The organism is Streptomyces capoamus, assembly GCF_014654935.1.
In the GTDB taxonomy this organism is placed as follows: Bacteria; Actinomycetota; Actinomycetes; order Streptomycetales; family Streptomycetaceae; genus Streptomyces; species Streptomyces capoamus.
Genome location: NZ_BNBF01000013.1, coordinates 148,394 through 165,038, shown reverse-complemented (window position 1 = coordinate 165,038; position 16,645 = coordinate 148,394). Strand labels below are relative to the sequence as shown.

Here is a 16,645-nt window from a genome sequence, read left to right as displayed (position 1 = left end):
AGGATCAGCAGGTCAGCGGCCCTTTACTGCGGGCTCAAGAATTGCCACACACTCCACGTGCGAGGTCATCGGGAACAGGTCGAACGCCCTCAGCGTCCGCACGCGGTAGCCGCCCTCGCGGAAGTAGCCCAGGTCGCGGGCCAGCGCGGCGGGGTCGCAGGCGACGTAGGCGATGCGGCGGGCGCCCAGGGACGCGAGGTGCGCGACCGTCTTGCGGCCGGCGCCCGCGCGGGGCGGGTCGAGGACGATGAGGTCGACCTCGGTGATGCCGGTGCGCGGCAGGACCGACTCGACCTTGCCCTGCTCGATGCGGACCCGCGGGAAGTCGGCCAGGTTGTGCCGGGCGTCCTCGACGGCCCGCTTGCCGGACTCGATGCCGAGGACCGCGCCCTGCTCGCCGAGGCGGTCGGCGAGGGCGCCGGCGAAGAGGCCGGCGCCGCAGTAGAGGTCGAGGGCCATCTCGCCCTTGCGGGGCAGCAGCCCCTGCATCACCGCCGTGACGAGGGTGTCGGCCGCCTTCGGGTGGACCTGCCAGAAGCCGCCGCTGCCGACCCGGTAGGTGTGGTCGTCGGCCCGCTCGCGCACGAACGCCCGGCCGTGGACGCGGTGGATCCCGCCGTCGCGCTCGTCGACGCGCATGACGGAGACGGGCCTGTCGAGCTCGACTAGCGGCAGCCGGGCGCCGGGACGCGGCTCCAGGATGACCATGCGGTCCTGGGACCCCGTCGCGGCGATCGCGTCGACGGAGGCCATGCCGGTCCAGTCCCGCTTCTCGATGCCCAGCTCGCTCACGCCCGCCGCCGCGATCATGCAGTGGTCGATGCGCTCGACCTCGTGCGAGCGGTGCCGGCGCAGACCGGCGTGGCCCTCGGCGTCGACGGCGTACTGCACACGGGTGCGCCACTGGGGAACCTGGCCGGCGGGCAGCTTGTCGCCCTCGGCCGGGACCACCGTGCCGTCCCAGCCGGCCTCCTCGGGCGTGAGGCCGGCGAGCCGCTGGAGCTGCTCGGCGATGACGTCGGCCTTCAGCCGGCGCTGGGCGCCCGGCTTGGCGTGCTGCCAGTCGCAACCGCCGCAGCGGCCGGGGCCGGCGAAGGGGCAGGGAGCCTCGACACGGTCCTTGGACGCCTCCAGGATCCGTACGGCGTCCGCGCGCAGGAAGCGGGCCCCTTCCTCGCCCTCGGTCACCCGGACCACGACCCGCTCACCGGGCAGCGCGTGCCGGACGAACAGCACCTGTCCCCCGGTCGTGCGGGCGATGCAGTGACCGCCGTGGGCGACGGGGCCGATCTCGACCTCGTACTCCTCCCCCACCAGCGACTTCTTCGGTTCTGCGGGCATGGTGGGGAGACTCCAGATCGACAGCGGGGCGGCCCGCACCGGCGGGCCCGACAACAGCCCACCAGTCTACGGCCTCCCCACCGCGCCTCAGTCCTTGGCCGACGGCTCCTTCGGCCGCTCCACGGCCGGGCCCCGCCGGACCGCGCCCGGTGCGTTCCACTCCTGCCGCTTGCGGGCGCGGGCCCGGGCCGCCTCGGAGGACTGCAGCTGGTACGGCACCGAGGTCACCATGACGCCCGGCGTGAACAGCAGGCGGCCCTTCAGGCGCAGGGCGCTCTGGTTGTGCAGCAGGTGCTCGTACCAGTGGCCGACCACGTACTCGGGAATGATCACGGAGACGGCGTCGCGCGGGGACTCCTTGCGCAGGCCCTTGACGTACTCGATGACCGGCCGGGTGATCTCGCGGTAGGGCGAGTCCAAAACCTTCAGCGGTACGTCGATCCCGCGCCGCTCCCACTCCTCGCGCAGCGCCTTGGTCTCCGCCGGGTCGACGTTGACGGTCAGCGCCTCCAGGGTGTCCGAGCGCATCAGTTTGGCGTAGGCCAGGGCGCGCAGCGTGGGGCGGTGGATCTTGGAGATCAGGACGACCGAGTGCACGCGGGACGGACGGACCATGTCGTCGCTCGGGCCCTCGGGCGCGGCGATCTCCTCGGCGACCCGGTCGTAGTGCTTCCGGATCGCGGTCATCGTCGCGTAGAAGATGCACATGCCGAGCAGGGCCACCCACGCGCCGTGCGTGAACTTGGTGACCAGGACGACGACGAGCACGAGGCCGGTGAAGAAGGCGCCGAAGGCGTTGATCGCGCGGGAGCGGATCATGTGGCTGCGCTTGGCCGGGTCCTTCTCGACCGCGAGGTGGCGGTTCCAGTGCCGGACCATGCCGGTCTGGCTGAGCGTGAAGGACACGAACACGCCGACGATGTACAGCTGGATCAGGCGGGTGGAGTCCGCGCCATAGATGAACACCAGCAGCATCGCGGCGCCCGCGAGGAGCACGATGCCGTTGGAGAAGGCGAGCCGGTCGCCGCGGGTGTGCAGCTGGCGCGGCAGGTAGCGGTCCTGGGCGAGGATCGAGCCGAGCAGCGGGAAGCCGTTGTACGCCGTGTTGGCGGCCAGGAACAGCACCAGCGCGGTGGCGGCGGCGAGCAGGATGAACAGGAAGCTGCCCTTGCCGAAGACCGCCTCGGCGACCTGGGAGATCACCGGGTTCTGGACGTAGTCGGAGCCGATCGGGACGCCGCCGCGCAGCAGGTCGGTGGCCGGGTGCTCGGCCATGCGGACCTTGGTGACCATGGCGAGCGCGATGATGCCGCAGAACATGGTGACGGCCAGCAGGCCCATCATGGCCAGGGTGGTCGCCGCGTTCTTGGACTTGGGTTTGCGGAAGGCCGGGACGCCGTTGGAGATCGCCTCGACGCCGGTGAGGGCCGCACAGCCGGAGGAGAAGGCGCGCAGCAGCAGGAAGACCAGCGCGAAGCCGGCGAGGCCCTGGTGCTCGGCCTTGATGTGGTAGTCGGCCGTCGGGGCGCGCATGGTGTCGCCGAGGACCAGCCCACGGAAGGCGCCCCAGGCGATCATGACGAAGACGCCGCCGACGAAGACGAACGTCGGGATCGCGAAGAGCTTGCCCGACTCCTTCACGCCGCGCAGGTTCATCAGCGTCAGCAGCACGATGACGGCGGCCGCGCAGAGCACCTTGTGCTGGACCACGAAGGGGATCGCGGAGCCGAGGTTCTCGATGCCGGAGGCGATGGAGACGGCGACGGTCAGGACGTAGTCGACGAGCAGCGCGCTGGCCACGGTGAGGCCGGCCTTGGGGCCGAGGTTGGTGGTGGCGACCTCGTAGTCGCCGCCGCCGCTCGGGTAGGCGTGCACGTTCTGCCGGTAGGAGGCGACCACGGTGAACATCAGCACGACGACCGCGACGGCGATCCAGGGGCTGAAGCGGTACGCCGACACGCCCGCGATGGACAGGACCAGCAGGACCTCCCCCGGCGCGTAGGCGACGGAGGACAGAGGGTCGGAGGCGAAGACGGGGAGGGCGATGCGCTTCGGCAGGAGCGTTTCGCCCAGCCGGTCACTGCGCAGTGCGCGCCCGATCAGGATCCGTTTGGGCACGTCGGTCAGTTTGGACACGAGAGAGGATCGTAAGCCTTCGAACTGGCACCCGCCCACCCGGCGTGCTGGATATGCCTCCCGAGTGAAAACAAGGGCGCACTGAACTGCGGAATCCGTGGTCCTTGTGCCCCGCGTGCCTAGATGGCAAACCCCGCCCGTCATCGCACTTCGGAGGTTCCATGCCCGCGACCGCGGAGCTGATCGGGGGGCTGCTCGCCCTCGGCGGCCTCGGAATCCTGACCCTGTGCAGCGTGCGCAGCATCACTCGTCGGCGCCTGAGACCGGTGCCGGCACGGGGGTGCCCGCCGCGTGGCGCCCGTGTGTAGCTTTGGGCGTCGGTCTGAGACCCTGATGCTCAGCAGTAGCTTTTGGACACCGGAAGGACGGTCGTGCACATCGTCATCATGGGCTGCGGGAGAGTGGGTTCCGCTCTCGCCCAGACCCTGGAGCAACAGGGACACACGGTCGCCGTGATCGACCAGGACCCCACCGCCTTCCGCCGGCTGGGCCCGGGATTCGGGGGCCGCCGGGTCACCGGGGTCGGCTTCGACCAGGACACCCTGCGCGAGGCGGGCATCGAGGAGGCCGGCGCGTTCGCCGCGGTCTCCAGCGGTGACAACTCCAACATCATCTCCGCGCGCGTGGCGCGCGAGATGTTCGGCGTGGAGAACGTGGCAGCCCGCATCTACGACCCCCGCCGCGCCGAGGTCTACCAGCGCCTGGGCATCCCGACGGTGGCCACGGTCCGCTGGACCGCCGACCAGATGCTGCGCCGGCTGCTGCCCTCGGGGGCCGAGCCGCTGTGGCGCGACCCCACCGGCGGGGTGCAGCTCGCCGAGGTGCACGCCTCCCCCAAGTGGGTCGGGCACAAGATCAGCAAGCTGCAGGACGAGACGGGCGTCCGGGTGGCGTTCCTGACCCGCCTGGGCGAGGCGATCCTGCCCACCTCGCAGACGGTGCTGCAGGAGGGCGACCTCGTGCACGTGATGATGCGGACGGACGACGTGGACAAGGTCGAGGCGGCGTTCGCCGGTGGCCCGGAAGAGGAGGGCGGTCACTGATGAGGGTCGCCATTGCCGGGGCCGGCGCGGTCGGCCGCTCGATCGCGGGCGAGCTGCTGGAGAACGGCCACGAGGTCCTGCTGATCGACAAGGCGCCGACCGCCATCTCGGTCGAGCGCGTGCCGCAGGCGGAGTGGCTGCTCGCCGACGCCTGCGAGATCACCTCCCTGGACGAGGCGGCGCTGCAGCGCTGCAACGTCGTGATCGCCGCGACCGGCGACGACAAGGTGAACCTGGTCGTCTCGCTGCTCGCCAAGACGGAGTACGGCGTCCCGCGCGTCGTCGCCCGCGTCAACAACCCCAAGAACGAGTGGCTGTTCAACGAGGCCTGGGGCGTGGACGTCGCCGTCTCCACTCCGCGCCTGATGTCCGCCCTGGTCGAGGAGGCGGTGAGCGTGGGCGACCTGGTCCGGCTGCTCCGCTTCAGCCACGGCGACGCCAACCTGGTCGAGCTGACCCTGCCGGAGGAGTCGGCCCTGGCCGGCACCCAGGTCGGCGACGTGGAGTGGCCCCAGGACACCTCCCTGGTCACGATCATCCGCGGCACCCGGGTGCTGACCCCGTCCAAGGAGGACTCCTTGGAGCCGGGCGACGAGCTGCTGTTCGTGGCCGCGCAGGCCCGGGAGGAGCAGCTGGAGGACCTGCTGTCGGTGCGGCGCGAGGACTGACCCGACCACACGGAGAAAGGGCGCCCCCGCTGCTGGGGGCGCCCTTTCCGTGTCGTACCGGGGAGCGCGTCGTGCCATGGAGCGCGTCGTGCCATGGAGCGCGTTGCACGGCGGACCGCGCCGTACGGCGGGATCGCGTCGTACGGCGGACCGAGTCGTGCCACATACCGGCGTCGTGCCCGTCGTGCCACGGACCGCGCCACACCGCCCTGTCGCGGAGCGCGTCGCACGGCCGACCGCGTCATACGGCGAACCGCGCCGCACAGCGGACCGCTCACGCCTCCCGGCGGTGCCGTCCCCCGGTGGCCTCGCCGCTCTCCGCGGTCTGCGCGGCCCTGCGCTCCTGCTCGGCCTTCTCCTCGGCCTCCAGCTCCGCGAACACGTCGATCGGCGCGGGCGCCTTGGCGAGGAAGACCCAGGTCAGCCAGACCGCCAGCAGGAACGGCGGGATCTTCAGGGTGACCAGGACCCAGCCGAGCTGCGCGGTGTCGGCCCACCAGTACAGCGGGAAGAGGATCGCGCACTTGGCGAGCAGGATCAGACCCCAGGCCCAGCTGGCCTTGGCGTAGGCCTTCTTGCGGCCGGGGTTGCGGGTGCGCCAGGAGAGGTTCTCCTTGAAGATCGGGCCGAGGATGAGGCCGATCAGGGGGACGCCCGCCAGGGTCGTGACGATGTAGGCCAGCGCCATGCCCAGGGTGTAGAGCATGCCGGGGAGGTAGAAGTCCTTGGCGTTGCCGGTGAACATCGCGAACACCACGCCGAAGACCACGCCGAAGACGCCGCTGAAGGCGTGCTTGACGGTGTCCTTCATGGCCAGCCGGACGACGACCAGGACCAGAGAGACCGCCAGCGCGGCGATCGCGGACAGGTGCAGGTCCTTGTCGATCGTGAAGATCGTGACGAAGAGCAGTCCCGGCAGGACCGTCTCGACCATGCCGCGGACTCCGCCGAAGGCCTCGAACAGTGCCGCCTCGGTCACCGCGCGGGCGTCGCCGGGCCGGGTCTGGTCGGTGTCTTCGGTCGGCTTGTCGAGGGACGTCACCGGCTACTCCCGTCCGAGGGGTCGCAGTTCATATTTCGGGTTGAAGAGCACCCGGCGGCCCCGGCTCATCGAGATCCGGCCCGATGCGATCAGCTTGCGCCCCGGTTCTATGCCGACGATGGAGCGCCTGCCGAGCCACACCACGTCCAGCGCGGCGGAGCCGTCGAACAGCTCGGCCTCCAGGGCGGGTACTCCGGCACGCGGGCGCAGGGTGACCGTGCGCAAGGTACCAGTAACGGTGACGATCTGCCGGTCCTGGCAGTCGCCGATCTTCGTACAGCCTGCCGTCTCTGCGTCTTCGCGCAGCTCCTCGGACTCCAGGTCCTCCTGCGACGAGGAGAGCCGGTCGAGCATGCGCCGGAACCGGCCGGCCGGCTTTTCGGAACGAGGAACAGCACTCATATCTGAAGCGTACCGGGCACCACCGACGCGACCGTAAGCCCGCCGGTCCCCGGCCGCCTCGCCTACTTCTCGAACCGGTAGCCCATCCCCGGCTCGGTGATGAAGTGCCGCGGGTGCGAGGGGTCCGACTCCAGCTTGCGCCGCAGCTGGGCCATGTAGACCCGCAGGTAGTTGGTCTCGGTCCCGTACGACGGCCCCCACACCTCGCGCAGCAGCTGCTTCTGGCCGACCAGCCGGCCGGTGTTGCGGACCAGCACCTCCAGCAGGTGCCACTCGGTCGGCGTGAGCCGTACGTCCTTGCCGTCGCGATCGACCTTCTTCGCGGCGAGGTCGACGGTGAAACCCGCGGTCTCCACGGTCGTCGGCTCGTCCTCGCCCGGTCCGGCCGGCTCGGCGCGGCGTACGGCGGCCCGCAGCCGGGCCAGCAGCTCGTCCATGCCGAACGGCTTGGTCACGTAGTCGTCGGCGCCCGCGTCCAGCGCCTGGACCTTCTCGTCGGAGGAGTGGCGGGCGGACAGCACCAGGATCGGTACCCGGGTCCAGCCGCGCAGGCCCTTGATCACCTCCACGCCGTCCATGTCGGGCAGCCCCAGGTCGAGGACGACGACGTCCGGGTGGCGCGAGGCGGCGAGTTCGAGGGCGGTCCTGCCGTCGGGGGCCGCGTCGACCTCGTATGCGCGTGCCTTGAGGTTGATCACGAGGGCGCGCACGATCTGGGGCTCGTCCTCGACCACGAGCACCCTCGTGGAGGTGCGGGGAGTCCCCCCGTCCGGGCTCAGCACAGGCTCTGCCTTCCTGGTTCTGCGGTCCCCGCCCCGGCGGGGAGGGGCTCGGTACGTGATCCGGCCGCGCGGAGGGTGAGCACCATGGTGAGTCCGCCCCCCGGCGTGTCCTCGGCGGTGAGGGTCCCGCCCATGGCCTCGGCGAAGCCCCGGGCGACGGCGAGGCCGAGCCCGACGCCGGCACCGCGCGGAGCGTCGCCGTACCGCTGGAAGGGCTCGAAGATACGATCCTTCGCCTCGTCCGGCACGCCCGGGCCACGGTCGACGACGCGCACCTCCACCCGGTCGCCGAGGGCGCTCGCGGACACCAGGACGCGCCGCCCGGGCGGGCTGTACTTGACGGCGTTCTCCACGAGGTTGGCCACCGACCGCTCCAGCAGGCCCGGGTCGACGGCGACCATCGGCAGCGTCTCCGGTACGTCCAGTCCGACGCTGCCCTCGGGCACGCCGCCCAGCGCCATTGGTACGACCTCGTCCACGTCGATCTCCCGGATCAGCGGCGTGACCGTACCCGTCTGCAGGCGGGACATGTCGAGCAGGTTGCCGACGAGGTGGTCGAGCCGGTCGGCACCCTGCTCGATGCCCTCCAGCAGCTCCGCCTGGTCCTCCTCGGACCAGGCGACGTCGTCCGAGCGCAGGGACGACACGGCGGCCTTGATGCCGGCCAGCGGGGTGCGCAGGTCGTGGCTGACGGCGGCCAGCAGGGCGGTGCGGATGCGGTTGCCCTCGGCGAGCGCGCGGGCCCGGTCGGCCTCCTCCCGGAGTCTCCTGCGGTCCAGTACGACGACGGCCTGGGCGGCGAAGGCGGCCAGCACCCGGCGGTCCTCGGCGGGCAGCACCCGGCCGGTGAGCGCGAGCGCCATGTGGTCGCCGACCGGCACGTCCACGTCGGCGTCCTCCGGGCGTTCCAGCGGCGGTCCGAGTCCGGCCCGGCCCGCGCAGGTCCACGGCGCCATGTCGTCCTCGCGTTCCAGCAGGGCGGCCGACTCCATGCCGAAGGTCTCGCGGACCCGTTCCAGCAGCTCCTCCAGGCTCGTCTCACCGCGCAGCACGTTCCCGGCGAGGAAGGACAGGATCCCGGACTCGGCGCGCAGCCGGGCGGCCTGGTGGGTGCGCCGGGCGGCGAGGTCGACCACCGAGGCGACCGACATGCCGACCCCGAAGAAGATCGCGATGGCGACGATGTTCCTGGGGTCCGCGACGGTCAGCCGGTGCAGCGGCGGGGTGTAGAAGTAGTTCAGCAGCAGCGAGCCGAGGGCGGCCGAGGCCAGCGCGGGCAGCAGACCGCCGAGCAGGGCCGCGGCGACCGTGCCGGCCAGGAACAGCAGCATGTCGTTGGCGAGGCCCAGGCCGGCGCCGTTCAGCAGCACCGCGAGGACGACGGGACCGGCCACGCCGACCGCCCAGCCCCAGACGATCCGGGCCCGCCCGAGCCGGGCGCCGCGGGCCACGGGCAGCCCCCGCCCCCTGGCGACCTCCTCGTGGGTGACGATGTGCACGTCCAGGTCGGGGCCGGAGTCCCGGGCCACCGTGGCGCCGACGCCGGGCCCGAAGACGTACTGCCAGGCCTTGCGGCGCGAGGAACCGAGCACGATCTGGGTGGCGTTCACCCCGCGCGCGAAGTCCAGCAGGGCGGCCGGGATGTCGTCGCCGACCACGTGGTGGAAGGTGCCGCCGAGGTCCTCGACCAGGGTGCGCTGGACGGCCAGCTCCTTCGGGGAGGCCGAGGTCAGCCCGTCGCTGCGGGCGATGTAGACGGCGAGGACCTCGCCGCCGGCGCCCTTCTCCGCCAGGCGGGCGGCGCGCCGGATCAGGGTGCGTCCCTCGGGGCCGCCGGTCAGGCCGACCACGATCCGCTCCCGGGAGCCCCATATCCGCGACACCCGGTGCTCGCTGCGGTAGGCGTTCAGGTACTCGTCGACCCGGTCGGCCACCCACAGCAGCGCCAGCTCGCGCAGGGCGGTGAGGTTGCCGGGGCGGAAGTAGTTGGACAGGGCCGCGTCGACCTTGTCCGGCTGGTAGATGTTGCCGTGCGCCATGCGGCGGCGCAGGGCCTGCGGGGACATGTCGACCAGCTCGATCTGGTCGGCCCGGCGGACGACCTCGTCGGGCACGGTCTCCCGCTGACGGACCCCGGTGATCGACTCCACGACGTCGCCGAGTGACTCCAGGTGCTGGATGTTGACCGTGGAGACCACGTCGACGCCGGCGGCGAGCAGTTCCTCGACGTCCTGCCAGCGCTTGGCGTTGCGGGAGCCGGGGGTGTTGGTGTGGGCCAGCTCGTCCACGAGGGCGACGGCGGGGGCACGCCGTAGGACGGCTTCCACGTCCATCTCGGTGAAGACGCTGTCCCGGTACGTGATCTCCCTGCGCGGCACCTGCTCCAGCCCGTCCAGCAGGACCTCGGTGCGCGGCCGGCCGTGGTGCTCCACGAACGCGACGACGCAGTCGGTGCCCCGCTCGACCCGGCGGTGCGCCTCGGCGAGCATGGCGTAGGTCTTGCCCACGCCCGGCGCCGCGCCGAGGTAGATCCGAAGCTTGCCGCGTGCCATGGCTCCATTGTCTTCCCGTGCCTGTCGCCTGCGCAGGGCCGACTCTACGGCCGGCGATCACGGCGCGCGGGGCGGGGAGGGCGAGCAGCGGACGACTTTGACGCAACCCTGACGGGCAGCGCCCGTGGGGGGCGCGGGGAACGGCGCGACCGGCCCGGAACGACCCGCACCCGGCAACGACGTCTCCCCGGACGACCCACACCCGGCGACGGCCCGTAAACGGCACCCCGAGCCGCGACCCCCACCTGGCAATGCCCCGTCAACGGCACCCCGAGCCGCGACCCCACCCGGCAACGCCCCGTCAACCACACCCCGAGCCGCGACCCCCACCCGGCAACGCCCCGGCGACGGCCCGTCCCGACGCCGCGACCCCACCCGGCGACGAGGCTCCCGACAGCGTCAGCACGCCCGACAGCGTCACCACGCGAAAAGGCGGGCCGCGCCAGGAGGCACGGCCCGCCGGGACGAACGGCGGAACCAGCGGAGCGTCTAGCGGACTTCCGTGATCTCGGGACCCCGCTGCAGCTGCCCCATCCCGCCGGAGAAGCGCGAGCCCTCCTCCTGCTGCTGGACCCCCTCGGGGACCATCTGCGCGTCGTTGGGCAGCTTCAGGACGATGGGGTCGCGCGGGGCCATCGGGCCCTCGCCGCGGACCACGACGGTGTCCCGGAAGATCTGCTCCAGCAGTCCGGCCGCCTGCGGCTGCACCGCGCCCTGCCCGGAGATCACACCCCGCAGGAACCAGCGGGGACCGTCCACGCCGACGAACCGCACGACCTGGAAGCCGCCGGTGCCGTCGGGCAGCTGCACCGGCACCTGGGCGCGCAGCTCCCATCCGAGCGGGCCCTCGACCTCGTCGATGACGCCACCCTGCTGGGTGATGCCGGACGCGATCTCCTCGCGGACCTCGCCCCAGATGCCCTCGCGCTTGGGCGCGGCGAACGCCTGGAGCTGGATGGCGCTGTCACGCAGCACGACGGTCGCGGCGACGATGGCGTCACCGGCGACCTCGACCCGCAGTTCCATGCCGTCGACGCCCGGCACGAACAGACCGCCGAGGTCCACGCGGCCCTCGGCCGGGTCGCGCACCTCGCTGCTGTCCCACGGCCCGTCGGGCCGGGGCCCGGGCTCCAGCCGGACGCGCTCGCGCCCGGCCTCCACCTCGTCCGCCTCGGTGTCGACGCTGTCGACGACCTGCTCGGCCTCGCCGGCCGCGTCCTCGGCGGCACCCTTCTTCTTGCGACGTCCGAACACGTCACTGTCCTTCCCGGTCGGATACGACCGAAGCGTATCGATTCCCACCCGTCGGACCGCCCTCGGCGGCCTGACCGCTTGTGCCGCTCTCGCCGCCCACCGCGGCATGGCCGCCGGTGGACCCGAAGCCCCCTTCGGCCCGCGCCGAGCCGGGAAGTTCCGCGACCTCCTGGAAGCGGACCCTCTCGACCTGCTGGACGACCAGTTGGGCAATCCGGTCGAAGCGCTCGAACCGCACGCGCTCGCGCGGGTCGAGGTTCACCACGATCACCTTGATCTCCCCACGGTACCCGGCATCAACCGTCCCCGGGGCATTCACGAGGGCGACACCGCAGCGGGCGGCGAGGCCGGAACGCGGATGCACGAAGGCCGCGTACCCCTCGGGCAGCGCGATGGACACCCCCGTGGGCAGGACGGCCCGTTCGCCCGGCTCCAGCACGCACGCCTCGGTGGTGCGCAGGTCGGCTCCGGCGTCCCCGGGGTGCTCGTACGCCGGGAGCGGTACGTCCGGGTCGACGCGGCGGATCAGCACGTTCAGCGGGTCACGGCTCACGGGTTCACCTCGAAGGCGCGGGAGCGCCGGATCCGGTCGGGGTCGTTCATGACGGCCTGGATCTCTTCCTCGCGGCCGTGGTCGATGAAGTGGTCCACCTTGACCTCGATGAAGAGCGCGTCGGCGCGCACGGCCACCGGTCCGTCGGGGCCGTCGAGGCGTCCGGTGGCGGTGGAGTAGATCTTCCGCCCGGCGACGGCGGTGACCTCGGCCTCCAGGTGCAGCGTTGTGCCCACGGGCACGGGCCGCACGAAGTCCGTCTCCAGCCGCCCGGTGACGGCGATGGTCCGCAGCAGCCAGTTCAGCGAACCGAGGGTCTCGTCCAGCGCCGTGGCCAGTACTCCCCCGTGCGCGAGGCCGGGGGCACCCTGGTGGGCCACCTGCACGGTGAACTCGGCGGTCAGCGAGACGCCCTCGCCGGCCCGGGCCTCCAGGTGGAGTCCGTGCGGCTGCCCGGGGCCGCACCCGAAACAGTGTTCGTAGTGGGCACCGAGAAGTTCCCCGGGCGCGGGCGCGTCGGGGTGCCGTACCGGTTTCCCCGCGTCGGCGGGGGGCTGAAGAGCTGCGGAACTACCACTCACAGCCGCAGACCTTACCCGCCCGCCCGGCACCCACGGCCGCCCTCCCCGACAGCGCTCCGCGCGCAGCGCCCCGGCTCCGGCGGTGTGCCGATCCCGTGCCAAGCTTGGCTCCATGCAGCTCTCCGCCACCCCCTACGAAGAACGCCTCACCGCCCCCCGCTCGTGGTGGCTGGTCAGCTTCCTGGTCGGCGTCTCGTTCGCCCTGATCCTGCTGCCCTTCGGCACCCTGCCGCTGCTCGGCGGCCTGGTCGGCGGTACGGCGGCCGCCGCCGTGGTGGCGAGCGCGTACGGCTCCCCGCGCATCCGGGTCGTGGGCGGCTTCCTGATCGCGGGCGAGGCGAAGGTGCCGGTGACGGCGCTGGGCGCGGCCGAGGTGCTGGACGCGGAGGAGGCCCGCGCCTGGCGGACGTACAAGGCCGACACCCGCGCCTTCCTGCTGCTGCGCGCCTACATCCCGACGGCGCTGAAGGTGGAGGTCACCGACCCGCAGGACCCGACGCCGTACCTGTACCTGTCGACGCGGGAACCGGAGCGGCTGGCCGCGGCCATCGAGGCGGCCCGGACAGCACACCCCTAGGGCGGCCCGGCCCCCGTCGCCCGCCTGCAGCCGGCCCGGCCCGCCCGTGGCCGGGCAGCGGTGCGCCTACAGCCGGCCCGGGTCGACGGGATCGGCCGGCTCCTCCAGGGGTGGCAGCTCCGGCAGCGCGTCCCAGGGAACCTGGATCTTGCGCAGGTCGTCCCGGACGCGGGCGGCGATTCTCCTGGTGTCCCGGCGGTTCATGACCGCCCCGACCGCGGCTCCCACCATGAACGGCATCAGGTTGGGCAGGTCACGGATCATCCGCTTCATGATCTGCTGGCGCAGCCGGCGCTTCATCCGGCCGCCCAGGGCCGTGTCGTACGTCGACGGCTTCAGCACGTCGATCCCGCGCTCCTCCGACCAGGAGGACAGATACGCGGCGGTGCGGGTCTTGAGGCTGCCCGGCGGGCGGACCCCGTAGACCTCGTGCAGCTCGGCGATGAGTTTCAGCTCGATCGCGGCGACCCCGGTGATCTCGGCGGCCAGTTCGGTCGGCATGGCCGGCGGCACCGGCAGCATCGCCGCCGCCCCGATCCCGGCCCCGACGGTGGAGGTGCCGGCCGCCGCGCCCGCCACCAGTCTGTCGGCGAGTTCCTCGGGTCCGAGGCCGGGGAACTGCCGCCGCAGGGTCGCGAGGTCGCGTACGGGGATGCGCGGGGCGATCTCGATGAGGCGGTCGGCGAGGTACGCCAGTCCCGCGCGGGCCCGGCTGCCGCCCCGCTGGGCGCCTTCCCGGGTCAGTTCCCTGGCCCTGTCCCGGATCGCCGCCGCCCGGCGCCGGGCGGCGGGAGCGGGGTGCTGTGCCGGCGCCGACAGGTCGTCCCGGTCGGGCGCCGGCCCGAGCGAGGCTCCCGCTCCAAATGAGCCCCGCTCGTCGTCACGCGCGTCGTGCGGGCCGTCGACCGGCCCTTGGTCCGCTTTCCGGAGGGAGAAGCGGCGCTTCCGGGGAGGGGTCGAGCCAGACATGGCCGACCCGTCCTCAGTCGCAGTCGCGGCAGATCGGCTGACCGTTCTTCTCCCGGGCCAGCTGGCTGCGGTGGTGCACCAGGAAGCAGCTCATGCAGGTGAACTCGTCCTGCTGCTTGGGCAGCACCCGGACGGCCAGCTCCTCGTTGGAAAGGTCGGCTCCGGGCAGTTCGAGGCCCTCGGCGGCCTCGAACTCGTCGACGTCCACCGATGAGGTGGACTTGTCGTTCCGCCTGGCCTTCAGTTCCTCAAGGCTGTCCGAGTCGACGTCGTCGTCGGTCTTGCGTGGAGTGTCGTAATCGGTTGCCATATCGCTCTCCCCCTCTGGGTGTCTGCGGTGTCTCCAGCGCACGTAACGCGTGAGAGGCCGGACTTGTGCCCGACCTGAGGCGGAGATTTTGCCTCACATCAAGGTCTGTTACTCAATCGACACCCAACCCGACCTCTCAAGAGTGATCGGCTTGGCTGGCGGTGAGGACCGTACACGGTTCGAATGCCGCACCTCAAAGGCGCCTCACCGTGTACTTCCCGTGATCAAGAGCCCTGAAAACCAGGACTTTCCCGGCTTTCCACCCTGTGTCATGATCACTGTGGGTACATGGCCGGAATTCCGCCCATGTGATCGATCACACAAGAAGAACCCCGACCGGCGGTCGAAAAATTCCGCGTGCAGCGAACAACGTCCGCGTGTGTCGCTATGCAGTCATACCGGGAAGGTGACGCGCATCACCAGACCACCGCCCTCACGGGGTTGGGCCAGGATGTGCCCGCCGTGCGCCCGGGCCACCGACCGGACGATCGACAGACCCAGACCCACCCCCTTGTCGCTGCCGGTGCGCTCGGTACGCAGCCGCCGGAACGGCTCGAAGAGGTTGTCGATCTCGTACGCCGGCACCACCGGCCCGGTGTTCGTGACCGTGAGCACCGCCTGCCCGTGCCGGACCTCGGTGGTGACCTCGACCCAGCCCTTCTCAGGAACGTTGTACCGCACGGCGTTCTGCACGAGGTTCAGCGCGATCCGCTCCAGCAGCACGCCGTTGCCCTGCACCACGGCCGGCTTGCGCTCACCGCGGATCGAGACGCCCTTGGTCTCGGCCTCCGCGTGCACCTGGTCGACGGCCTGCGTGGCGACCTCGGCCAGGTCGACCGGCTTGCGCTCGACGATCTGGTTGTCGCTGCGGGCGAGCAGCAGCAGGCCCTCGACGAGCTGCTCGCTGCGCTCGTTGGTGGCCAACAGTGTCTTGCCGAGCTGCTGAAGCTCCACCGGCGCGTTCGGATCCGACAGGTGCACCTCGAGGAGCGTCCTGTTGATCGCGAGGGGGGTGCGCAGCTCGTGCGAGGCGTTGCCGACGAAGCGCTGCTGGGCGGTGAAGGCCCGCTGCAGCCGCTCCAGCATGTCGTCGAAGGTGTCCGCCAGCTCCTTCAGCTCGTCGTCCGGGCCGTCCAGCTCGATGCGGCGGGACAGGTCCGAGCCGGCCACCTGGCGGGCGGTGCGGGTGATCCGGCCGAGCGGGGACAGCACGCGGCCGGCCATCGCGTAGCCGAACGCGAAGGCGATCACGGCCAGGCCGAGCAGGGCCAGCAGCGAGCGGCTGAGCAGGTTGTCCAGGGCCCCCTGGCGCTGCTGGTCCACGCAGTGGGCGATCGCGTCATTGAAGTCCGGCAGCGGCACCGGGCCGTTGTTGATCGCCGTGACCGCGGGGCAGTTGTCGCTGGTGACCTTGATCGCCGAACCGCTGACGATCTTGAACAGCGGTTGGTTGCCGGTGCTGATCGCCTGGGCGGCGAGCAGGTAGATGATCGACAGCAGCAGGATGCCGGCGATCAGGAACATGCCGCCGTACAGCAGCGTCAGCCGTATGCGGATGGTCGGGCGCAGCCAGGGGAAGGGCGGCTGCGGCCTCCTGGGGTCCCAGGTGGGCTTCGGGGGTGCCTGGGGCGGCGCGGGTGTCGTGGCCACGGGGGATCAGATCCGGTAGCCGGAGCCGGGCACGGTGACGATGACGGGGGGCTCGCCCAGCTTGCGGCGCAGCGTCATCACCGTCACCCGCACCACGTTGGTGAACGGGTCGGTGTTCTCGTCCCAGGCCTTCTCCAGCAGCTGTTCCGCCGAGACCACCGCCCCCTCGCTGCGCATGAGCACCTCCAGCACCGCGAATTCCTTGGGCGCGAGCTGGACCTCCTTGCCGTCCCGGAAGACCTCGCGGCGGTTGGGGTCGAGCTTGATGCCGGCGCGCTCCAGGACCGGCGGCAGGGGCACGCTGGTGCGGCGGCCGAGGGCGCGCACGCGCGCGATGAGCTCGCTGAAGGCGAACGGCTTGGGCAGGTAGTCGTCGGCTCCGATCTCCAGGCCCTCGACGCGGTCGCTGACGTCGCCGGACGCGGTGAGCATGAGCACGCGCGTGGGCATGCCCAGTTCGACGATCCTGCGGCAGACGTCGTCGCCGTGCACGAGCGGGAGGTCGCGGTCGAGGACGACCACGTCGTAGTCGTTGACGCCGATGCGCTCCAGGGCGGCGGCACCGTCGTACACGACGTCGACGGCCATGGCCTCCCGGCGCAGTCCGGTGGCCACCGCATCGGCGAGCAATTGCTCGTCCTCGACGACGAGTACGCGCACGTCGCTTGTCCTTCCTCATGTCCACCCGCGTAGCGCGCCGTGGGCGCGCGCGGGCAGGGATGTCCGTGGGTGTGACCCCCATCCTGCCCTTTTCGGCCATAAGTCGGCTGTAAGGCGGGGTCCGG

General features: G+C 71.7%; 16 protein-coding genes. 3 read left to right on the top strand and 13 right to left on the bottom strand.

The window, feature by feature from the left end; all coding sequences use genetic code 11:
* Positions 1-12: 12 nt before the first annotated feature.
* Positions 13-1,341, bottom strand: coding sequence for a class I SAM-dependent RNA methyltransferase (locus tag IE312_RS21430; protein ID WP_189983969.1), 1,329 nt, complete (start codon positions 1,339-1,341; stop codon positions 13-15).
* Between the two features lie 87 nt (positions 1,342-1,428).
* Positions 1,429-3,477, bottom strand: a complete 2,049-nt coding sequence (locus tag IE312_RS21425; RefSeq protein WP_189983968.1) for an APC family permease — start codon at positions 3,475-3,477, stop codon at positions 1,429-1,431.
* Positions 3,478-3,848: 371 nt separating this feature from the next.
* Here IE312_RS21425 and IE312_RS21420 point away from each other — a divergent pair, with 371 nt between their 5' ends.
* Positions 3,849-4,520, top strand: a complete 672-nt coding sequence (locus IE312_RS21420; RefSeq protein ID WP_189983967.1) for a potassium channel family protein — start codon at positions 3,849-3,851, stop codon at positions 4,518-4,520.
* Positions 4,520-5,188: a potassium channel family protein gene (locus IE312_RS21415; protein WP_030342996.1), complete on the top strand. Its 669-nt coding sequence runs from the start codon at positions 4,520-4,522 to the stop codon at positions 5,186-5,188. The genes IE312_RS21420 and IE312_RS21415 overlap by 1 nt, the downstream gene beginning before the upstream one ends.
* A gap of 274 nt (positions 5,189-5,462) precedes the next feature.
* Here the strand turns inward: IE312_RS21415 and IE312_RS21410 are convergent, their stop codons facing one another.
* From IE312_RS21410 to IE312_RS21380, 7 genes are all read right to left on the bottom strand, one after another.
* Complete coding sequence (locus tag IE312_RS21410) at positions 5,463-6,230, bottom strand: DUF3159 domain-containing protein (RefSeq protein ID WP_189983966.1); 768 nt, start codon at positions 6,228-6,230, stop codon at positions 5,463-5,465.
* A 3-nt stretch (positions 6,231-6,233) separates the two neighbouring features.
* Entirely contained in the window at positions 6,234-6,632 is a 399-nt protein-coding gene (locus IE312_RS21405) for an OB-fold nucleic acid binding domain-containing protein (RefSeq protein ID WP_189983965.1), read from the bottom strand.
* Positions 6,633-6,694: 62 nt separating this feature from the next.
* A complete protein-coding gene (locus tag IE312_RS21400) occupies positions 6,695-7,414 on the bottom strand; it encodes a response regulator (RefSeq protein WP_189983964.1) in 720 nt (239 codons plus the stop codon).
* The gene (locus IE312_RS21395) at positions 7,408-9,966 is read right to left on the bottom strand and encodes an ATP-binding protein (protein WP_189983963.1); all 2,559 of its coding nucleotides are present in this window, start codon (positions 9,964-9,966) and stop codon (positions 7,408-7,410) included. Before IE312_RS21395 ends, IE312_RS21400 begins: the two co-directional genes overlap by 7 nt.
* Before the next feature lie 489 nt (positions 9,967-10,455).
* Complete coding sequence (locus IE312_RS21390; protein ID WP_189983962.1) at positions 10,456-11,220, bottom strand: DUF3710 domain-containing protein; 765 nt, start codon at positions 11,218-11,220, stop codon at positions 10,456-10,458.
* A gap of 1 nt (position 11,221) precedes the next feature.
* Positions 11,222-11,773, bottom strand: coding sequence for a dUTP diphosphatase (gene dut / locus IE312_RS21385; RefSeq protein WP_189983961.1), 552 nt, complete (start codon positions 11,771-11,773; stop codon positions 11,222-11,224).
* Positions 11,770-12,354 carry a PaaI family thioesterase gene (locus IE312_RS21380; protein WP_189983960.1) on the bottom strand — a complete coding sequence of 195 codons (585 nt, stop codon included), beginning with the start codon at positions 12,352-12,354 and terminating at the stop codon, positions 11,770-11,772. The genes dut and IE312_RS21380 overlap by 4 nt, the downstream gene beginning before the upstream one ends.
* A 112-nt stretch (positions 12,355-12,466) precedes the next feature.
* On the opposite strand from IE312_RS21380, the gene IE312_RS21375 reads away from it, so the two are divergent.
* A complete protein-coding gene (locus tag IE312_RS21375; RefSeq protein ID WP_189983959.1) occupies positions 12,467-12,931 on the top strand; it encodes a DUF3093 domain-containing protein in 465 nt (154 codons plus the stop codon).
* Positions 12,932-12,997: 66 nt separating this feature from the next.
* On the opposite strand, the gene IE312_RS21370 is transcribed toward IE312_RS21375, so the two are convergent.
* The 4 genes from IE312_RS21370 to IE312_RS21355 all read right to left on the bottom strand — a co-directional run bounded on the left by IE312_RS21370 (position 12,998) and on the right by IE312_RS21355 (position 16,520).
* A complete protein-coding gene (locus IE312_RS21370) occupies positions 12,998-13,900 on the bottom strand; it encodes a hypothetical protein (RefSeq protein ID WP_189983958.1) in 903 nt (300 codons plus the stop codon).
* 13 nt (positions 13,901-13,913) lie between these two features.
* Positions 13,914-14,210 (bottom strand): DUF4193 domain-containing protein, encoded by a 297-nt coding sequence (locus tag IE312_RS21365; RefSeq protein ID WP_003997302.1) that lies wholly within the window; start codon positions 14,208-14,210, stop codon positions 13,914-13,916.
* A gap of 393 nt (positions 14,211-14,603) precedes the next feature.
* Positions 14,604-15,860, bottom strand: a complete 1,257-nt coding sequence (locus tag IE312_RS21360) for a sensor histidine kinase (RefSeq protein WP_189983957.1) — start codon at positions 15,858-15,860, stop codon at positions 14,604-14,606.
* A gap of 6 nt (positions 15,861-15,866) precedes the next feature.
* Positions 15,867-16,520: a response regulator transcription factor gene (locus IE312_RS21355; RefSeq protein WP_007387794.1), complete on the bottom strand. Its 654-nt coding sequence runs from the start codon at positions 16,518-16,520 to the stop codon at positions 15,867-15,869.
* Positions 16,521-16,645: the final 125 nt, after the last annotated feature.